This is a genomic window from Janthinobacterium sp. MP5059B (assembly GCF_001758645.1).
GTDB lineage: Bacteria > Pseudomonadota > Gammaproteobacteria > Burkholderiales > Burkholderiaceae_D > Janthinobacterium > Janthinobacterium lividum.
Window position 1 is genome coordinate 667,838 of sequence record NZ_LRHX01000006.1, and the last position, 16,325, is coordinate 684,162.

14 protein-coding genes are annotated in these 16,325 nt (G+C 55.7%); 11 read left to right on the plus strand and 3 right to left on the minus strand.

What is annotated here, in order from left to right; genetic code table 11:
• Positions 1–23 precede the first annotated feature (23 nt).
• The 7 genes from JAB1_RS07670 (at position 24) to JAB1_RS07700 (ending at position 10,619) form a co-directional block, all read left to right on the plus strand.
• Positions 24–1,298 (plus strand): T6SS immunity protein Tli4 family protein, encoded by a 1,275-nt coding sequence (locus JAB1_RS07670; protein ID WP_070279361.1) that lies wholly within the window; start codon positions 24–26, stop codon positions 1,296–1,298.
• A gap of 121 nt (positions 1,299–1,419) precedes the next feature.
• Positions 1,420–4,224 carry a type VI secretion system Vgr family protein gene (locus JAB1_RS07675; RefSeq protein WP_139144468.1) on the plus strand — a complete coding sequence of 935 codons (2,805 nt, stop codon included), beginning with the start codon at positions 1,420–1,422 and terminating at the stop codon, positions 4,222–4,224.
• A gap of 14 nt (positions 4,225–4,238) precedes the next feature.
• Positions 4,239–5,174, plus strand: a complete 936-nt coding sequence (locus JAB1_RS07680; protein ID WP_070279363.1) for a DUF4123 domain-containing protein — start codon at positions 4,239–4,241, stop codon at positions 5,172–5,174.
• A 23-nt stretch (positions 5,175–5,197) separates the two neighbouring features.
• Entirely contained in the window at positions 5,198–7,945 is a 2,748-nt protein-coding gene (locus JAB1_RS29480; protein WP_139144469.1) for a T6SS effector BTH_I2691 family protein, read from the plus strand.
• Between the two features lie 8 nt (positions 7,946–7,953).
• On the plus strand, positions 7,954–8,649 hold the full coding sequence (locus JAB1_RS29485; protein ID WP_139144470.1) for a putative type VI secretion system effector: 696 nt from the start codon (positions 7,954–7,956) through the stop codon (positions 8,647–8,649).
• A 96-nt stretch (positions 8,650–8,745) separates the two neighbouring features.
• Positions 8,746–9,810 carry a hypothetical protein gene (locus tag JAB1_RS07695; RefSeq protein WP_139144471.1) on the plus strand — a complete coding sequence of 355 codons (1,065 nt, stop codon included), beginning with the start codon at positions 8,746–8,748 and terminating at the stop codon, positions 9,808–9,810.
• 113 nt (positions 9,811–9,923) lie between these two features.
• On the plus strand, positions 9,924–10,619 hold the full coding sequence (locus JAB1_RS07700) for a putative type VI secretion system effector (protein ID WP_070279366.1): 696 nt from the start codon (positions 9,924–9,926) through the stop codon (positions 10,617–10,619).
• 192 nt (positions 10,620–10,811) lie between these two features.
• On the opposite strand, the gene JAB1_RS07705 is transcribed toward JAB1_RS07700, so the two are convergent.
• Together JAB1_RS07705 and JAB1_RS07710 are read right to left on the minus strand one after the other, a co-directional pair.
• A complete protein-coding gene (locus tag JAB1_RS07705; RefSeq protein ID WP_070279367.1) occupies positions 10,812–11,345 on the minus strand; it encodes an ankyrin repeat domain-containing protein in 534 nt (177 codons plus the stop codon).
• 39 nt (positions 11,346–11,384) lie between these two features.
• Positions 11,385–12,584 carry a YbfB/YjiJ family MFS transporter gene (locus JAB1_RS07710; RefSeq protein WP_070279837.1) on the minus strand — a complete coding sequence of 400 codons (1,200 nt, stop codon included), beginning with the start codon at positions 12,582–12,584 and terminating at the stop codon, positions 11,385–11,387.
• Between the two features lie 315 nt (positions 12,585–12,899).
• Here JAB1_RS07710 and JAB1_RS07715 point away from each other — a divergent pair, with 315 nt between their 5' ends.
• From JAB1_RS07715 to JAB1_RS07730, 4 genes are all read left to right on the plus strand, one after another.
• Positions 12,900–13,574, plus strand: coding sequence for a CsgG/HfaB family protein (locus JAB1_RS07715; RefSeq protein WP_070279368.1), 675 nt, complete (start codon positions 12,900–12,902; stop codon positions 13,572–13,574).
• An 8-nt stretch (positions 13,575–13,582) separates the two neighbouring features.
• Complete coding sequence (locus JAB1_RS07720; protein WP_230521897.1) at positions 13,583–13,951, plus strand: DUF4810 domain-containing protein; 369 nt, start codon at positions 13,583–13,585, stop codon at positions 13,949–13,951.
• Positions 13,952–13,998: 47 nt separating this feature from the next.
• Positions 13,999–14,610: a DUF799 domain-containing protein gene (locus tag JAB1_RS07725; protein WP_225242261.1), complete on the plus strand. Its 612-nt coding sequence runs from the start codon at positions 13,999–14,001 to the stop codon at positions 14,608–14,610.
• Between the two features lie 137 nt (positions 14,611–14,747).
• Positions 14,748–15,377 carry a hypothetical protein gene (locus JAB1_RS07730; protein WP_070279369.1) on the plus strand — a complete coding sequence of 210 codons (630 nt, stop codon included), beginning with the start codon at positions 14,748–14,750 and terminating at the stop codon, positions 15,375–15,377.
• A 22-nt stretch (positions 15,378–15,399) separates the two neighbouring features.
• Here the strand turns inward: JAB1_RS07730 and JAB1_RS07735 are convergent, their stop codons facing one another.
• Positions 15,400–16,248: an SIP domain-containing protein gene (locus JAB1_RS07735; protein WP_070279370.1), complete on the minus strand. Its 849-nt coding sequence runs from the start codon at positions 16,246–16,248 to the stop codon at positions 15,400–15,402.
• Positions 16,249–16,325: the final 77 nt, after the last annotated feature.

The following is a 16,325-nucleotide window of genomic DNA, read 5'->3' on the forward strand; positions in this document are numbered from 1 at the left end:
TTGCCGGTGCGTATGGCGAGGGCATGGCTGCCAACCAGGCCGATCCGGCGGCGCCATCGCGCAAGCCCACGGCGCAGGAACTGATGCAGGCGACCGCGCCCGGGTACGCGACGCCGGCCGGCATGGCGCGCGAGTGCCTGGGGCGGCTGGTGTTCGACGTGCATGCACCGGTACAGTGGCCGACCCGCTACAAGGACGCGTCCGACACGGGCATCTTTTACCGGTCTTTCAGCGAAGACGTATTTCACCAGGGTGATGAGATACAGGTTGGAAATGTCCGCATCGGCGTGCTGGGGCCGCTAGACAAGGAAGATATGGCCGCCTTGCGGGAAGCCATGCCGCAACCCAGGATCGACCGCCTGCAGGCGCTGCTCAAGGACGATGAGGCGGAACTGGCCGCATTGAAAGGCCAGCCCGCCAACGCGAAGACCCGCCAGGCGAGCTATCTGGCGCAAAAGGCGCTCACCGGCCGGCAGGCGCAGATCAAGGAACTGCAAAGCAACTACCAGACATTTGATTCCGGCCTGCCCGACAGTGACGGTTACCGCAGCAGCGAAGGTTCGGGAACGGCTAACCCCACCCGCTATTCCATCTATCGCAGCCACCTGCAGCGCGGCGAGTATGTGTATGTGTTTGAATCCATGCAAGAAATTCGCGACAACAATAGCGAGGCGGCGCATGGCCAGCAGTTCATCCGCTTCCTGAAAAGCTTCCGCCCGCGCGCCGCCAATGAAGTGCCGAAAGAGCTGGGCCTGTGCATTCCGCATGGTTTTATCGCTGACGATGGCAAGACGGTCAGCGCTATCAAGCAGTCCTTGCGCTGGCCCGACGCGCCCGGCGTGTTATATACGATCAGCACCGGCAACGTCGATCCGCGCGCCTTGAAGGTGCCGCTGGTCCAGGCGGCCGCCACCGGCGGCATCGGCCAGTTCGGCAGCCGCGGCGAGCAGGAGGCCAAGCCTTTCATTGTCGAACGCATCGCGCCCCGTAGCGTCCGCATCGGCGCGCTGACGGCGCAGCAGGGCGGCGTGGCGCTGAAAGTGGAGCGGCCAGGCAGCGCGCCGTTTGAAACCTATACGGTATTCACCGGTTACGCGGGATGGCTGGGCACGGCGGTGCTGCCCTACATCCTGATCGAACTAGGCAGCCGCAGCATGGAGCAGGCACCGGAACTGAAGCAGAATCCGCCGCCTTTCAAGAGCAGCTACGCGCGCCTGGAAACCTTGTTGAAGAGTACGCATTTGCGGCCCACCGAACCGGCCATGCCGGAGTTGCGCGGTCTGAGCGGCACGCAATGATTGCTGAGCCGAAATTTCAATCGAAACACTCTTGCTATAAAAAAATTTCTAGGGTGTAATGGCTTCGATAAAAATGCTTATTTACTAATTTTATGCGGGAAGCCGCGTGATGGAGTTCCGGATGTCGATGTCCTTGCCCGCCAGTTTCACGCAAGCCAGCAGATTGCTACAGCTGACCACGCCCCTCGGTGCTGACCGCCTGTTGGCCGAATGCGTGCGCGGCGAGGAAGGCTTGAGCACGGGCTTCGTGTTCCAGATTGCGGCCTTGTCGACGGACGCCGCCATTTCCTTGCGTACCCTGATTGGCCAGCCGGCCCTGCTGCAATTGCTGACCGCTACCAGTGCCGACGCGCTGCGCCCGTTCCACGGCCATATCACCGCCGTCGAGCTGGTTGGCGCGAACGGCGGCATGGCGCGCTATCACCTGACCCTGGAACCCTGGAGCGCGTTTCTTGCCCACGGCCGCGACAGCCGCGTGTTCCAGGACATGACGGTATTCGACATCCTCGATGCGCTGTTTGCCGCTTACCAGGCGCAAGGCAAGCTGGCGCCGGTCTGGCGTTTCGATATCCTTGACCGCGCGGCATACCCGAAGCGCAGCCTGAGCACCCAGTACCAGGAAAGCGACTGGGCCTACGCGCAGCGCCTGATGCACGAGGAAGGGCTGTTCTATTACTACGAACACGGCGGCGATCCCGGCAGCCCCAGTCTGGGCAGCCACTGCCTGGTGATCGCGGACCATAACGGCGCGTTCAAGCCGAATGCCCAGAGCAGCATCAATTTCACGCAGCCGGGCGCCGTCATGAAGGTTGACAGCATCGACCGCTGGCGCACCGAATTGCGCCAGCAGACCAATGCCATCGAACTGGGCAGCTGGGATTACCGCTCGCTCGACCAGCGCGTCGCCAGCGCGGCAGGTCCGGTGCAGGGCGTGGAGCTGCTCAGCCGCGACGCGCCCGGGGCCTATGCCTATGCCTCGCGCGAGCAGGGCCAGCGCATCGCGCGCAACCAGTTGCAGGCGCTGGAAGCGGGCAAGGAAGTCCACGTGGCGGCCGGTACCGTGCGTACCTTGTCGCCGGGCACCACGTTTAGCTTGCAGGGGCAGCCGGTGTTCGACCAGGCGGGCAGCGACGACGAGCGCAGCTTCCTGATCGTGCGCACGGTCCACCTGATGCACAACAACCTGAGCGCGGATCTGCAGTCGTCCATTGTGCAAACGCTCAAGACGGGCTTGCTCGATGCGGCCATCCGCAAGGAGCAAGCCGGCAGCCTGCACCGCATGCCCGCGCTGCTGGGCGCCATTGCCGAGCGGCCCCTGTACCGCAACCGCATCGATGCCATCCGCAGTAATATTCCTTATCGCGCCAGCGGCAAGGACCAGCATGGCCAGCTGCTGCATCCGCGCCCGACCGTGCATGGCCAGCAGACGGCTGTCGTGGTGGGTCCGGCCGGCGCCGTGATTCACACCGACCGCGACCACCGCATCAAGGTGCAATTTCACTGGCAGCGCGGCGTCATGAGCCACAGCCGCCTCGACCATCCGCAAGGCGGCAAGCATACCGGCGCGCCAGGCGACGACAGTGCCGGCACCTGGGTGCGCGTGGCCTCCACGATGGCGCCGGTGGCGGGCGCCAACTGGGGCGGCCATGCCTTGCCGCGCATCGGCCAGGAAGTATTGATCGATTTCCTGGAAGGCAATATCGACCGGCCGCTGGTGATCGGTACCGTCTACAACGGCCAAGGCACGGCCGACGCCCAGAATAACCGCGTGGCCCATGGCGCCGGGCCGGCCACCGGCAATGCGCCGGCCTGGTTTCCGGGGGAAGCGGGCGCGCATGCCCACCCGGCCGCACTGTCCGGCATCAAGAGCCAGGCCATGCAAGCCAGCCAGCAGGGCGGCGCGGCGTACAGCCAGCTGGTATTCGACGACAGCCCGGGCCAGCCGCGCGTGGCCCTGCAGCGCCATGCCGGCGCACACCAGGGCACTGCCGAGCTGAACCTGGGACACTTGCGCCATCAGACGGACAACCAGCGGCTGGCCGCCGCCGGCTTTGGCGCGGAACTGAAAACCGAGCACAGTGCCGCGCTGCGTGCAGGGCAGGGGCTGCTGCTGTCGACCGACGGACGCACCAATGCCAGCGGCACGCAGATGGATACCAAGGAAGCCACGGCCCAGATCGAACAGAGCCTGGCCTTGCTGACTTCGCTTGCCGAGACGGCGCAAAAGCACAAGGCTGTGTTAGGCGGTGGGCAAGGCCAGGCCGAAGCGTCGCCCGATACGCTGCCGGCGCTGAAGCAATTGGCGAACAGCATCGAAATGCTCAAGGGCACGACGGGCACGGGCGACGGCCAGGTGACGGCCTATGGCGCGCCGCAGCTGCAATTGTCCAGTCCGGCCGGCATCGCCGCCACCACGCCGCTCAACGCCCTTTTCGCCGCCGGCAATACCAGCAGCATCGCGGCAGGGCAGGACATCAATTTCGGCGCGCAAGGCAACCATTTCCATGCGATCAGTTCCGGCATCAGCCTGTTTACTTATGGCAAGGCCAGCAAGCCCGACAAACCCAACCAGGAAACGGGCATCCGCCTGCACGCGGCCAGCGGCAAGGTCAGCAGCCAGAGCCAGTCCGATGAAACAAAATTAACCGCAGACAAGGCCGTGACCGTGGCCAGCGTCAGCAAAAGCGTCAACATCAGCGGCAAGCAGCATGTGCTGATGACGGTGCAGGGCGCCTATATCAAGCTCGAAGGCGGCAATATCGAGATTCATGGACCCGGCAAGATGGAATTCAAGGCCGGCATGAAGGAGCTCACGGGGCCGGCCAGCAGTAGCGCGGTAAAGCAATTGCCGGCGGGTGAGCTCAAGGGGTGCGAACAAGCAAGTAAGAATGCCAGCGCCACTCAGGCCGGATCACAAACATTGTAGCTCGGGGAATTTGTATGGAATCGACGGTCGAGGTCATTGTCAGCCAAGCATGGGAAGCACCACTTCAACTGCTCCATAAACAATTTCATGAAACGGCAAATGACCGATGTTTGTTATGGGTAAATCCTGCACAAGGAGATCCGTTTTCTTCGCATGCGATTGTGCAGCAACGAAAAATAGTCGTGCCCATTGCACATCCCCGTTTCGATCAGCAGTTCGCGCCATATCTGATCGAGTTGGCGCTGGATGAATATGCCGGCGCTGAACTATTCAAAATGAGTGTCGAACTTGCCTGGAACTCTTGGACAAAGGACAGTCTGTGGGCTGGTAACGGTCAAGCGATCGCTGGATGGGTTATCAGTGACGAAGCGCCGGAAAACATAGCACGCCATTGGGCCAGCCATTGCCATATTCATGCAGTTCAAGGCCTGGAGAAATTGCTCAGATTCCATGACCCGGGTGTCCGCGAATGGTTATGGCCGGCGATGACTGTCGAACAGCAGCGTCAGATGCTGGGGCCAGTAAGCAGTGTGATCGCATTTGACCGGCAGCAAAACCTGATGCGACATGGTCTGGATGACACCCATGCGCTTTTTCCTCATGCAGCGCTTGAACAGCGGCTGATCTTGAGTTCATCGCAGTGGGCGCAAGTGAATGATTATTCCACGCTTCATGCCGCGTGGCTAACGTGGGGAGAATCTGGGCCGAAGCAATGGGAACAGGCGGTTTTTTCAGCATTGGCACGCGCTACGCAATATGGCATCGTCGATAAAAAAGACCGTGAGTTATTTGCTTTGCATGTTTTGCAGCTAGGCAGTGATTTCCATGATGATCAGCGTCTACAGGCAGTGTGGAGCATGACCGGCGCCGGCGAATTTTATGGCGGTGCACTCGAAGAGGTGACTGGATGCCATGCTGATCAATTACAAGATTATTTTTCTAAAAAATAAGATAAAGACGCTCAGGAAAATTTATGGCTTGTACTAATCCCAAAAACCCAGAATGCGAAAACTGCAATAAGTCTGGACTGGCTATTCTGCCTGTTCGATATGCCGTTGTGCCAAATGATGTTGATGCAACACTACCCGATCCGCTAGGAAATAAAGTCACGGACGTGAAACTCAAGCATCACAAGTATGCATTGCGCACCTTGCGTAAAGGTTTTGTCTATCTTTTTTATGAAAAACATGCGCGTGGAAGTCAAATCAAATGGGAAGTGTATAGCGTCTCTGAGGCAGGGACATTGTGGAAACAATATTTTAACAGCGGTCTCAAGCCAATTAGCGTTGAGCCGGCCTGTTCGCGCGACGGGCATAATATACCTGCTTCAATCATATCAATCGAAAAACCCGAAAAATGTGGCAAAGTCTGGCTGGCATTTTCAGACCATGCATGGAGTAAAGAAACTTTCACTTTGTTTGCCAGCGACGAAAAATTGCGCGACAAACGTATGCAAACTTTTTTACCTTCGATATGGGTGACAGCTGGAGGTTACCGACACGGCCTTCCCGCTACCAAGAAAAATATCGAAAAGGTCATTGAGTATCAAGAGAATTTCAATTCAATAAGTCTCAGCGGGCTGCCACTTGGCGAAATCAGCAAGGTGGATGGTAGCTACAACGCTACAAAACTGAAAATGGAAAGTACTTGCCATGCTTTGCATCTGAGAAAGGGTGAAAGCGAAAAACTGGCTGGATTGATGAAAACAGTCGGTGAGGGAAAAAATACCAAGGGTAATGCTCCTGTCATTATCGCCCTATGGGATGCATTTGGCATTACCCATGAGCTCAACGGTTTCCGGAATGAACCTGCAGGTTGGATAAAAAAATACAGTGAAGAACGAGAACTGGAACTGACTGCATTGCAAGGTATAGAAGGCGTCAGAAAAACTCTGGAAAATACGGCTGTTGCGAACGAAGAGCAGCATCAGGAAGACACGCGAAATAATGCTCCTCAAATAAGCTCCACGCAGGAACGCCGTGATCGGGCATTAAAACTGGCGGAACCGCAAAGAGGCCGTGAAACCGAAGTATGTGATTTGTTGGACCAATGGGCTCGGGAGAAAGTGCCGGTTACCATGGGTTTTAGTGCGCGTCTTAATGATGCAAATGCGTATCCGGAGCCGTCGCGCAGCATCAAGATGGCCAAGGTAAAAGCCGATGCGGACAGCTTTATTGCGAGGAGAAGAGAAAATTCTCCAGCGATGATCGCCAAAGAAAAAGAACTATCTTGGGCGAAGTATGAGGAGATGCTGGAGCCAGGAGCTTATCAGGACTTCCGGAAGAAATATGATGCGATGCTGGATAACGCAAAAAATATTATCGACGAAAGAACACATGATCTGATCATGTGGTTGGAATCAAAATCATTGATTAATTACTTGAGCGAATTTAATGAGGAAAGTATCGAAGATGGCGTTGCCTTTGAGGATAAGATTGGTAGCGCAATAAACGGCATGAATTCAAGTATTCAAGGACAGAATAAAATTACCGAATGGGTAAAAGAAATGAAGGCGCATGAGCCGAATCTTCTTTGGCGAGCGCTGTCTTTGAATCAGAAAGCGCTTGGTGAACAATTTAATACTGCGCTGGCAGAAGCAGGAACAAGTTTCAGCGAGGTCGGTAAGGCCAGTATGGATTTTTTGGCAGTGCATATCAGAAAGGCCTGCGATATCTACAAGAAGGTCAATACCATGCAAAATACCTTGCTGAAAGCTGCAGATGCCTCCGAGGGTATTAAGGTCATAAAGGTGGTGGATCTTGATCGCTTGTTCATGACAATTGGAGATTTGCTGTTCAGGCCTTTTTTGAAGAGAGGCGCAGATTCCACCGCTGAATATGCTGTTCGAGGTTTGATGATGGCGCGTGCCGGAGTTGAACCTGGTCGCATCATCAGCGCAATAGAAATTCAGGCAAGGCAGGAAGGTTTAGCCAGAGCCGATATTGTACGTCGCTTGTCGACAGCAAAAAGCTTCATCGGATCGGGGAATGATTTAAAAAGCGAAAAATATGCAGCACTGGAAAAGAAATGGATGGAGGTAAAGGGGGATGCTACCAAAGGACCTACGGCACTGAAAGAAAATCGTTTATCGTTGCTTGTCGCGACACTTGAAGTTATTAATTTGGTAAAGATTGCTTGGGAATTCAAGGATGACAAAAAAACCTTGGGTGAATTGTGTGCGGCCATATGCTCGACGACTGCCGCGATTCTTGATATTGGCGCCAATGCAGCGAAACATTTGGTTGGCGACAAGGTGTCTGTGACATTTCAATATCTAAAAGTGTATGGTGGCGTTCTAAGTGCAGCAGCTGGTTATTACTCAGCAGCTAAAGAGGCGGAAACTGGAAGAAAGTATTTGGATAAGGAAAATTACAATCTTGCAGCTCTTTACTTTTTAAAATCCGTAGTGCAATTTATTGCGGTTACATTTGGATTGCTTTCGAGTTTATCTTACGCGGCACCGCTACTAAAAACTAGTAGTCAGAAAATCGTACAATGGACAGGAACGAGACTTTTATATTACCGGTTATTTAGCATGACTTGGGCAGTTCGCCTTAATATGGTGGGACTGGCTGTTACTCTAATTATATGGCTAGTAGTGCCAAATGCCTTAAAAGAATGGTGTGAGACATGTCCTTTTGGGAGGGATAAGGTAAAAGGTACAAAAAATCCGCAGGTATTATTGGAGGAACTTGGAGATGCTTATCAAAAAATATCATGAGGAAAAATATGCATGAATTATCTTATCAGCTAATTAGTGGAATTGTTGGTGGTTTGAAAACGTCTAACGTGAACGTGAATTATTTGAGGAATGGCGAGTCGTTCAAAAAAATGTCCAGCTTGACTGCGGTAGTTCAGGCGGCGGCGGGTGAGCCAGGAGCTGTTCATAGTGCGCAAGCGGCAGCAAGTGACGGAGATCCTGTCACAGGCTTCACTATGAATGTGGGCGGTAAGTTAGTTGCCGGAAGTTTTTGGGAGGTTGATTTTAGAGACGGAGACGAGGTTCAGGTTGTGGGGTATGAAAAAGGCAATGAGTTTTTCGCTGTCGCAGTCGTTGATGTAAAGGAAGAAAAAATATGGATGCAGCCACATTGTGAACGTGGAACAATTGCAAAAAAATATCATCTTTTAAAATGCTGTGGATATTCTTTTATTGGATTATGTATTTTTGAAATTTTATTGGGATTTTTTACTGGGTTTCCAATTTGGTTTGTTTTGATTTGCTCTGCTTTTATTAATCCAATTATTTTGTTTGTAACTGTTGGATTAAGCTGGAAGGATTTTATGAATTTTGCAAAAGAAATGAACAGGGTAGGAAAGGCGCTAGTGATCACTGAGCCGGAAAAAATTGATCTTTTTAAAAGTACGAGGAAATCCAGAAAATCAGGAAAGCCAGCTTTGCCGATGGGTGTGTATTATCTTTAAGCGCGAGGGCGCTACTCTGTAGAGATATTTGCAGACACCTTAGATATTGATGTAAATTTCATCCGTCGGTCAGCTCAGCCGACCGGACGCTTGTGTTTGCAAGTCATCTTTTCGATGCGCGACAGGAATCGAATCGACTACCTGTTGATACATGAATGGTCAACTGATACGTCGGCCTCTCCATCAATTATTGAAGATGGATATCTGATGTGGATCAGGAATGACGAATTGGCGAACCGGTTTCAAGCATGCAACTGGAGGAAAAGACGAGAGTGGCTTGACGAATGGCCTTTTGATTCTGTTGAGAAAATTGATGCAATTGCAGAAGGCCTTAAAGACGGTTCAACCATAATTCTTAGGAAGCGCATGGTGGCTGAAGAGAATAATGAAAATACATCTTCCGATAAGGATTTTTTCATAGTGGAAGGAAAAATCACAGAATTTCATATGGCTGCAACAAATGTGAATTTACTTAGTAAAATCGAAAGCAGCCTTGCGGAAAAGAATCTGGCTGGCGGCGTTGCCGCCGTCATCAATGGCATGCCAGGGGCATTGGCAAATGCAGCCATGCTGAGTTTTTACGATGGCGAAGATATGTACAATTTTGCCGGGTTGGTCAACGGGAAAGTAGTATGCGGTGTTTTTAGAGACGCTGACAAGATCAAGGATGGCGATATCGTCAAATTGGTGGTGACACAGAGAAAGGATGTACTGTATGTGCATAGTTTGCTCCGTATTGACGATAGTTTGTTGCTGATGCCACTGAATACCTATTGCGGAGAGCGAGCCTTTTTTTGGAATTGCATGAAATTTGCACGGAATATGATATTGTTTATGTGGGTTATGGCTTTTGCTGCATTTTTTTCCTATGTTGATATATCTGTTGAAAAAAAAGAATATATAATTTTGGCATGTAGCACTATACTCCTGGTTCCTTTGATTTTCTGGATTCCTTTCGAATATTGGAGCTTCAGAACCATGCGTGATTATTCGATATGTGCGACGGAAATTTTCGCTGCCCATGGTTTTCCAAGGCCAAGTGACTTTGATATGCGCGCTGGCGCTACTTTATTCAAGGATCATAGCGATGGTTTTATTGGATATAGTTGTGAATTGGCCTTGAAAAAACACATGTCGAAATACAAAATTCAATCTGCTTGATAATTTCCTCGATACATTTCCGTTACTTTTCAAGTTGGATCTGAGTCGCTTCCTCCCCGAAATTGATGGCATTGCTGTAAAGATATTGCCAGTTCAGCGATCGAGAAAATCATATGCATGAATTCTCCTATAAGTTGGTCAGCGGTGTTGTTGAGGATTTAAGAACTTCCGACATGCATGTGAATTATTTGAAGAGTGCCGAATCGTTCAAAAAAATGTCCGGTTTGACCTCGATCGTGCAGGCTGCCACGGGCGAATCAGGCGCTGTTCACAGTGCGCAGGCGGCCACAAGTGACGGAGATCCTGTCACAGGCTTCAGCATGAGCGTGGGCGGCAAGTGGGTTAGCGGGAGTTTTTGGGAAGTTGGTTTTAGAGCCGGGGACGAGGTTCAGGTTGTCGGCTATCAAAAAGGCAATGACTTCATCGCTGTCGCAGTCATTGATGTAAAGGAAAACAAGATATGGATGCAGCCACATTCTGAACGTGGCACTACCGCAAAAAAATATCATCTATTAATATGTGGTGGGTATTTTTGCATAGGATTATACATCCTTACTCTTGGAATGGGTTTTTTTGGGAATATTCCATTATGGTTGATGCTGATTACTGCGACTATAACAGCGCCGATTATTTTATTTGTAACAGTGGGATTGAGTTGGTCAGATTTTATGGATTTTTCAAAAGAAATGGATAGAGTAGGGAAGGCACTTGGGATCGCTGAGCCGGAAAAAATTGATCTTTTTAAAAGTATGAGAAAATCCAGAAAATCAGGAAAGCCCGCTTTGCCGATGGGCGTGTACTATCTTTAAATTAGATAAGTAAAATGTACGATCCCATTGATGTTCCTGATGAGCTGCTCCTCTCTGGGGTAGAAATGAAGCATCTTCATTTTTCTAGACAAGGATGGCGGCAGGTACTTAGAGTTCGATGCTCTGTCGGTCGTAATCGCGCGCCATCCCCCGCGATGCTGTAGCGCGATTACTGGCAGACAGTACCCCTGTTTATTCCGCTTGGCCCAGGCTGACCAGCCGTGCCAGGGTCTCTTGCGCGTTCATGCTCTTGGCCAGCGAGACGGCAGTCATGCCGCGGCTGTCCAAGGCATCGATGCGGGCGCCGTGCTGCAGCAGCAGGTCGAGGATGGCCAGGCGGTTGAACATGGCTGCCATCATCAACGGGGTCTTGCCGTCCGGGCTGGCGCCGTCCACCCTGGCGCCGTGCTGTAGCAGCAGCACGGCGATGTCCAGGTAGCCTTTATAGGCCACGCCGGCCAGCGGCGTCTGGCCCTGGTCGTTGGGGACGTTGGCGTCGGCGCCCGCTTCGAGCAGCAGGCGCGATGTTTCCAGGTGACCATGGTAGCTGGCCAGCATGATCAGGCTGTCGCCTTTTTCGTTGCGGAAGTTGACTGGCACGCCTTGGGCCACCATGGCGCCCAGCTGCTGCGTATCGCCTTCGCGTACCAGGGCAAACAGGCCCTGGATGAATTCCAGCGTTTCGGCATCCATCGTTGCGGGGATTTTTCGTGCATCGGTGTTCATCGTCTTCTTTCCTCGAGGGGGGGCTATGCCTGTAGTCTACTATGCGGCCGGCGCCAGCGCCTTTTGCCGCGAGGCCAGCGCCGCTCCGATGAAGAGGGCGATGGCCGAGGCGATCAAGCCCCGTTCCAGTCCGGCCGGGCCGTCGGCGATCCAGCCGACCACGATGGGGCCGACGATCTGCCCCAGCGCAAAGACCGTCGTGTAGGCGCTGATGCCGGCCGTCCAGGATTGCTGCGGCAGGTTATGCCGCACCAGGGCCGTGGTCGACGCTACCACCGACAGGAATACGGCGCCGAAGACCAGGCCGGAGAGGAACACGACGGGTGTGAAGCTCGTCAGCGCGGGCAGGATGGTCACCACGCCCAGCACGCCATTCAATATCGCCAGCGATTCGCCGCCCCTGTAGCGGTCCAGCATGCGCGCCCAGATGCGCGATGACGCCACCACCGCCAGGCCCAATAAAGTGTAGAACACGGTGACCAGGGTGGGCGGCATGCCTTGCTGCTTGAGCAGCGCGATGACAAAGGTCATGTAGCCGATGTAGCCGACGCCGAACATGAAGTAGCCGGCCAGGCTGGGGGTAAAGTCGCGCCAGGCGAAGCGCCGCGGCGTGTCGAGGGCGCGTGGCGCTTCGCCGATCGCTTTGGCCGGCAAGGCCATGATGGCGGTGGCCAGCAGGCAGGCGATGCCCAGTGCCAACCAGGGCCATTGCCACGCATGCGTGGCGCCGTGTTCCCGGGCGGACGCCAGCGCGGCCGGCACCAGCAGGGCCGACAAGGCAATGCCAAAGCCCGTGCCGCCGTAATACAGGCCGATGTAAAAGCCGGCGCGCTGGCTGTGCATGGAACCGAGCCGCGCCGCCAGCACGCCGCCGGCGATGAACATGAAGGCGCTGGCCACGCCCGCGCACACGCGCTGCAGGAACAGGGTGGTCGTGTCGCTGACCAGGCCCGACATCAGCATGAAGATGCTGGCCAGCACGGAACCGACGATCAGCAAGCGCCACACGCCCAGCCGGCGCATCAGGGCCGGCGTGGCCAGTGCGCCGAGAAAATAGCCGAGCGCATTGAAGGTGTTCATGGCCCCGGCCAGCAGGTAGGACCAGCCCAGGTCGGCACGCATGGGCGGCAGCAGCAAGCCATAGGAAAAGCGCGACAGGCCCAGGGCGACGGCAGCACCCAGCGAAAGCGCCAGCGCCGTGGCCAGCGGATGGGCCGGGGAATGATCGTGTGTCGGCATGGCCTGGAGACGCATCTATGTGAAAAGCTGCAGTGGAGTGGGCGCCGGGGTGAGGCAGGCCGGCGGGCAAGGTCTGTCGGTGGCAGTGGCATACGGCCTTCAACCCCGACCGTTTTTTACTGTCAAGTTAATGAATCGGCCCTGATAAGTCAAGCGGGCACCGCCTGAACAGCACTGGCAATAATGCAATCTTGTTATTGTTACTTTTGGATAGAATTGTGAGACATGCAATACCATATAATTGCAATTAGGAAATTAACTTGCCTAAAATCAATTTCGCAAGTTGCTCCTGATCCTCCATATCATAAGGGCACTATGAACAAGAATAAACCCGGCGCGTTGTTGATTGCAGCGCTGATTGGCGCGGCCTTGGCTGGCTGCGCTTCCGAAACCTCGCAAGCCGTGGCAGTCCCCACGGTTGCCAGTGCAGCCCGTCCCTACGTTGGTCCGCGCACCCTGATCGCTGTCGGAAAGTTCGACAACCGCTCGAACTTCATGCGCGGCATCTTTTCCGATGGCGTCGACCGCCTGGGCAGCCAGTCGAAAACGATCCTGATTTCGCACCTGCAAACGTCCAACCGTTTCAACGTGCTCGACCGCGATAACATGGCGGAACTCAAGCAGGAAGCCGAGTTCAAGAAGCAGGGCCAGAATATCAAGGGCGCCGATTTCGTCGTCACGGGCGACGTGACCGAATTCGGCCGCAAGGAAGTGGGCGACAAGCAATTGTTCGGCATCATGGGCCGCGGCAAGACGCAAGTGGCCTATGCCAAGGTCACCTTGAACGTCGTCAATATCGCTACGTCTGAAGTCGTGTTTTCGGCCGCCGGCGCCGGCGAATACAGCCTGTCCAACCGCGAAGTGCTGGGTTTTGGCGGCACCGCCAGCTATGACGCCACCCTCAACGGCAAGGTGCTGGACCTGGCCATGCGCGAAGCGGTCGAGCGCCTGGTGGCTGGTGTCGAAGCGGGCGCAATGCGCAAACAATAAGGTATCCCATGAAAACAATGATGAACAAGGGCGCAGCCCTGCTGGCGCTGCTCGCCTGTGCCGCCCTGACCGGTTGCGCCACGCAATCGAAGACCCTGTACCAATGGGAAGGCTACGAGCCGCAAGTGTACGAATACCTGAAGGGTGAAAGCCCTGAACAGCAGATCGCCGCCATGGAAAAAGACTTGCAAGTGATTGGCGCGAAGGGCAACCACGCGCCGCCGGGTTTCCATGCCCACCTGGGCATGCTGTACTCGATCGCGGGCAAGCCGGAACAGGTCGAAGCGCAGTTCGAAGACGAGAAAAAACTGTTCCCGGAATCGACGCCGTACATGGACTTCCTGTTGGGTAAAATGAAAAAAGGCGAGAAATTATGATGTCGCGCATGTTGAAAATGGCCTTGTGCCTGGGTCCCGCCATCTTCATGGTCGGTTGCGCCACCAAGCAGGCGGCCTACGATTACACCGCCTTCAAGGCGGCCAAGCCCCGCTCCATCGTGGTCTTGCCGCCGTTGAACAACTCGCCGGAAGTCAATGCCGGCAACAGCGTCTACGCGCAAGTGACGTATCCGCTGGCCGAAGCGGGATACTATGTGCTGCCGGTGGCCGTGGTCGGTGAAACCTTCAAGCAGAACGGCTTGACGAACGCTGCCGATATCCACGGCGTCGACGCGAAAAAGCTCAACGAGATCTTTGGCGCCGATGCGGGCCTGTACGTGACGATCTCCAAGTACGGCACGACCTATGCCGTGATCGACAGCGTGACGGTGGTGTCGGTCGATGCCAAGCTGGTCGACCTGAAGACGGGCGCCTTGCTGTGGCAGGGCGCGGCCAGCGCATCCAGCAACGAAGGCAACAACAGCGGTGGCGGCGGCCTGGTCGGCATGCTGGTGACGGCGGCCGTCAAGCAGATCATCAACACCAGCACCGATGCCAGCCATCCGCTCGCTGGCACGGCAAATGCGCGCATGCTGTCGGCCGGCGTGCCGAATGGCTTGCTGTACGGTCCCCGTTCGGAACGCTACCTGGCGCAGTAATCGTTCGCGAGTAGCGTGCCCAGGCCCTGCATCAGCCAGGGCATGAGCAGTGACAACCGGCGCCGGAGGAAATCGCGGACTCGTCCTCCGGCGCTGTCTTTCCTGAGTTCGTGCAGATTCCAGGCAGGGAGCAAGCGATGGGCATTCAATTCAACGTCCGCTACAACGTGGAAACAGACGATTTGCAAGGCAACTCCGTGCTGGTTTTCCTGAAGCTGCAAAACCCGCAGGGCCATTACCACAGCCATGCCTGGCAAGTGTTGACGGGGTCGGCTGGCGCCACCGAATCGTTTCACTACGAGGACAGGATCTCGACCGATGTGAACAGTTTCGGCATCACCGGGAACACCATCGTCTCGGGCCGCCAGGTCATCGCGCCGGGCCAGCTGCTGTCGGCAGTGAGCCCGCATGGCTTGTCGCCGCTGCTGCAGCCGGCCGCCGCCTCGCTGGCGCAATCGAAGCTGACGCCGGCGCAATGCGGCGTCATGAACGAGACCAGCCCATTCATCCCATTCAGTTGCAACTGGTACGTGAACGACCGGCCGGTCGCGACCATGCCCGATGTCGACGCCAACATGACGGTCGGTTTCGAATACCTGCCCAGCCTTTATTTTGTGGTCGCCATGCGGCCGGCAGCGGACCAGACCTACAGCCTGGAGAGTTTCCAGGACATGACGCAGTATGCGATGCCGGTTTCGGCTACCGAAGTGGACGTGACCTTGCACCGCAGCCAGGAAGCGTGGCGCTTCGACTTCGCCGCCCGCTAGCGCGCGCCGCGACCGGCACGGCTCACACTTCGACGGCCAGGTCGTCGAAGTCGGCCAGGGTGCCGCCATTGGCGATCAGCTGCTCGAAGCTGTGCTTGCGGCGCGCGTCGATGTGCGTATTGCTGACGCCGCGTTTCCAGTAGCCGGCCACCAGCACCTGTTCCTTGTCCAGGCCTGCATCGATGCGGAAGTGCTGGCGGATGGCGCGCATTTCATCGCGTTCGCCGGCGCCCCAGATTGCGTAACCGTGTGGATCTTGTAACGCCCTGGCCTGGGCGGCCAGCGGCCCGTCCGGCGCCACGTGGGCCGTGCCGAGGCGCTGCAATGCCAGGCCCGGCACCTTGGGCAATTCCTGGAACGCCGCTTCATCATCGGTCACCACCCAGCCGATGCCGCTCGCGTTGGCGGGCCATTGCTGCAACATGGCATACAGCGCGGGTATGCCCGTCTCGTCGAGGAAGAGGGCGAGCTTGCGCCCGCTGCCGCCTGGAACGGTGAATTGCGGGCGCGGCCCCGTCAGTCGGAATGCGTCGCCCACGCGCAGGCTGTCGCCCCAGCGCATCATGGGGCTGGCATGTTCATGCAGCACGATATCGAAGGTAAACGCTGACGCCGCCGCGTCATAGCTGCGTACGGTGTAGATGCGCGACGCGCCGCCATCGACGGCGCCGTCGAGATGGATGCGGAAGGCCACGTTGGGCAGCGCCCAGTGCGGATCGTCGCCCGAGCGGGCCAGGCCGGCCGTGACGCGCAGCACGCTGGGAACGGGGCGCACGATGGTGGCGACGGTGGCCGTGACTGCATGCAGGCTGCGGTCATGTTCGGCATTGCGCAAGGGGCCGCCCGATTGCGGTTCTGGGGGTGTTGCCATGGTAAGTACTCCTGTGTCTTGGGTAATTAGTTTCATCATGCTAAACTAATTGCTGAAAAACGACAACGCAGCAGCCG